We start from the raw sequence: 3,027 nt of genomic DNA, 5'->3' as shown, positions 1-3,027 counted from the left end.
GCGCGCCTCTTGCCGCGCGGCGGCCTCTTCCCCGAGCGGGTCGTGGGAGAGCTCGCCCGCGGTGCGCATCTGGTGATTGCGACCCATGATCACGCGGAGGATCTGGCGATTCTCGAGGCCGCACTGGCTCGATCCGATCTGGGCTTCGTCGGTTTGATCGGAAGCAGCGTCAAGTGGGCGCATTTTCAAAAGAAGTTGCGAGGGGACGGAGTATCGGAAAGCGCGTTGCGGCGGGTCACCACCCCCATCGGCATTTCGGGCATCCGGGGCAAAGATCCCGCCGTCATTGCCATAGCGACCGCCGCGCAGCTGCTCCCTTTTTTGGAGAATCCCCTGGAACCATCGCCGTGAATCTCTTTTCAAGGGGCCTTTCTTTCGCAACGATCGAAAAGAGGGCCGCTTTTTCGGGCTCTTCTTCCCGGAGTTGACTCCGTACTTCACTCCGGAGCGAAGATCTGTTCCTCGACCGGAGATCCGGAAGGAAAACCTCGGGAGGGGCCCAGGGACGATCGCCTTGGGCCGAGGATGGCGGATCGAAAAGAGAGATTGCGATGAGTCGGCCCGAGCGCAAGCCCCTTCGCGGCTACCTGTGGGCCGCAATGGCCATCCTCACATGTCCTTGCCATCTCCCAATCCTGGTCGTCGCCCTGGGGGGCACGACCGTCGGCGCGTTTCTCGGCGCACATCTGGGCATCGCCGCCTTCGGGCTGGTCAGCCTCTTCTCCTTGTCGGTCCTGCAGGCTTGGCGGTTCTTGCGAAAAAAGTCTTAGTGCCTTTCCACGGAGGCGCGCCCATGGATCGTTTCCGTTTCCAGGCCGCGCGGTCGCCGAGTTGCTTCGGCGGGCCGCAGGAAGGGGAAGAGATCGATCTCGAAGAGGCCGAGGGGCACGTAGAGCCAATGACCTTCCAAGCCGGCGTGCGGCGTCTCGTTGAGAGTGAATCCGGCAGCCGGGCCTTCAAACCCGTCGAGGCCTCCGATGAACCGGAAGAGCCCTTCGATCGCGATCGACCATCGAGTCCCGGGAAGATAATAGCGGATGCCGCCGCGAGGAGCGAACCAATAGCCCCAAACGTCTCCGTGATTGATGCTCACCGATTCCACATTCACGATCGCCCCGCCTCCCGCAAAGCCGACGAACGGTTCGAATCGGTCCCGCCCGATTCGGTAGCCGACGCAGCCTCCGAGCCCCAGGAAGCCTAAGTTGATTTGGTCTCTCTGTGACAAAGCGGAGATCCCCGTCCCGAGATAGGCGCCGAGAAAACCGGCGTCGAAGGACCAATGGCCCCAGCGCCGAGGGTCGAACCAGCGGAAGCCGGCGGCGAGAAGCGAGGTGAAGGCAAAGTCGGCATTGGCCTTGAGCGGCGTGACCGCCCCGGTGAGGTTATTGACGATCTCCCCCCTGTCGAATTCCGGAAAGCCCATCCCGGTCCCGAGGCTGAGGAACCAACTCCCCAATGGCTCTCTCGGAGGGTTGGGCGGATTCTCCAAGGGGGAGGAAGGGAGAAGCGCATGGTCGATTGCTACCGGCTGGATAGCGACTCCGTCCTCTTCCGGCTCCTGGCACGAGGGATTCCGGGGGGCAGAGAGAAGTGGGCCCGTCAAAGAAAGCAGCAAAAGCGAGAATGCGGCGATGGATCGAGCCGGGACGGAAGCCTTCCTGGGAAGTTGCGAGCAGCGATAGCTCCTGCGTCGTGAGAGAGAGCAGATCGGCATACCGAGAGAAGGATGTGCCGGCCGGCAACGATGTCTCCCGCCGGAAGCGCCCAAAACGGCTATCAGCGTAACGCCTTTGGTCGAAGGATCAAAGAGAAAGCTTCGGCGGTTCCCGGCTGCCGGAGAAACAGCGAGGCAAGGTAGGTCCGAGGAAGCCTCGAAACGGGCGATGGCGGCTGCCGCAGAGCCGGATCTTCGCTGCCCGCGAAAAGCCCAAGCCGCTGCTTGGCTTTCCATACGAGTTTTCCCGTCTCGATTCTCCTTGGAAGGCAAAGAATCTTCTTTCACGGAGAATTGCGCATTTGCGGCCTCGGAAATTTTGCTACGTTATGGAAATGGTCGGCAATCCCAAGTGGCCATTCTCCGACGGAGAGGGGAACGAAACCAACTATCGGCACGTCTTGATTTTCCTCCTTCTGGTCATCCTTCTCATGGTTCTCTCGTTCGGCTTCGCCCTGACAAGCCGACTGGGTGTCCTTGTCCCCGCTCAGTGGCAGTAGGAAGGCCCCACAGCCGCCTAGTCAGCCCACGCCTAGATGCGCTGCCCCGTGTGGCGCGAATGCTCGGTGGCCGCGGCATCTGCCGAATCCCCGCGCCGAGTTGCCCAATCGCCCCGATTTCTTTCCCTGCCCATGGATCCGAGCTCCAGAACCGCCGGCTCGGGACCCCACGCGCCTGAGTCGGTTTTGCGCCGGAGGCGACGGCCGAGGGACGGCTTATGGGACCAAACGATCGATCTCTTTCTGCAGGGAGGGTTTTTGCGAGCGCATGATTTCCAAAAAGGCGTCCAGGGTTGGGCGGTGAACAGATTTGGGCCAGATGGCGCAAAGGCAGATCGGGTTGGAGGGCTCCGCAAGCGGCCGCCGAATCGTCTTTTGGCCGGCCAGCCCTCGCGAGAATCGTGGAAGCAAGGATACGCCCAGGTTGCATTCGATCAAGGCGAAGACGGTCATGATCATATCGGGCTGGTAGACGATCTTGGGCGAGAAGCCGGCGCGGCGGCATGTCTCGATGGCCAAGTCGAATAACGTGGGAGATTCGGAGCGGAGGAGAAAAATGAAGGATTCGTTGGCGAGAGCTTCCAGCCGGATCTTCTTTTCGCCGGCTAGCCGATGATCAGGCGGAAGAGCCACGGAGAGATAGTCGCGATAAAGGATCTCCTCGTGGAAGAAGGCTCGGCGAGCCGCCGGCAGAGGGCGAGAAAAGCCAAGATCGAGCCTTCCCTCATCGAACGCCCGCAACTGTTCGGCGGGATTCATGTGAGAGATCTGAAGGTCCACATGGGGATAATGGCGGCGGTACGCTGCAACCAA

At 61.3% G+C, this 3,027-nt stretch carries 5 protein-coding genes; 3 read left to right on the top strand and 2 right to left on the bottom strand.

Annotated elements, in window-relative coordinates; genetic code table 11:
* Window positions 1-351, top strand: a 351-nt coding sequence (locus tag FN369_RS09505; protein ID WP_178087793.1) for an XdhC family protein, incomplete at its 5' end; no start/stop codon positions are given.
* A 200-nt stretch (window positions 352-551) separates the two neighbouring features.
* On the top strand, window positions 552-770 hold the full coding sequence (gene merE, locus FN369_RS09500; RefSeq protein WP_142525912.1) for a broad-spectrum mercury transporter MerE: 219 nt from the start codon (window positions 552-554) through the stop codon (window positions 768-770).
* Here the strand turns inward: merE and FN369_RS09495 are convergent.
* The gene (locus tag FN369_RS09495; protein WP_142525911.1) at window positions 767-1,456 is read right to left on the bottom strand and encodes a hypothetical protein; all 690 of its coding nucleotides are present in this window, start codon (window positions 1,454-1,456) and stop codon (window positions 767-769) included. The two genes, merE and FN369_RS09495, sit on opposite strands and share 4 nt — an antisense overlap.
* Before the next feature lie 587 nt (window positions 1,457-2,043).
* Here FN369_RS09495 and FN369_RS11265 point away from each other — a divergent pair.
* A complete protein-coding gene (locus tag FN369_RS11265; protein WP_178087792.1) occupies window positions 2,044-2,214 on the top strand; it encodes a hypothetical protein in 171 nt (56 codons plus the stop codon).
* A gap of 216 nt (window positions 2,215-2,430) precedes the next feature.
* Here FN369_RS11265 and FN369_RS09490 read toward each other — a convergent pair.
* Window positions 2,431-3,027 (bottom strand): LysR family substrate-binding domain-containing protein (locus FN369_RS09490; protein ID WP_178087791.1); only part of this gene is annotated, 597 nt, incomplete at its 5' end.

Source organism: Methylacidimicrobium cyclopophantes (assembly GCF_902143385.2).
GTDB classification, from domain to species: domain Bacteria; phylum Verrucomicrobiota; class Verrucomicrobiia; order Methylacidiphilales; family Methylacidiphilaceae; genus Methylacidimicrobium; species Methylacidimicrobium cyclopophantes.
This window is presented reverse-complemented; position numbering and strand designations above follow the sequence as displayed.

Bases quoted from the DNA above. Each gene is read 5' to 3' on its own strand.
- merE (WP_142525912.1), top strand. From the start codon at position 552: ATGAGTCGGCCCGAGCGCAAGCCCCTTCGCGGCTACCTGTGGGCCGCA.
- FN369_RS11265 (WP_178087792.1), top strand. From the start codon at position 2,044: ATGGAAATGGTCGGCAATCCCAAGTGGCCATTCTCCGACGGAGAGGGG.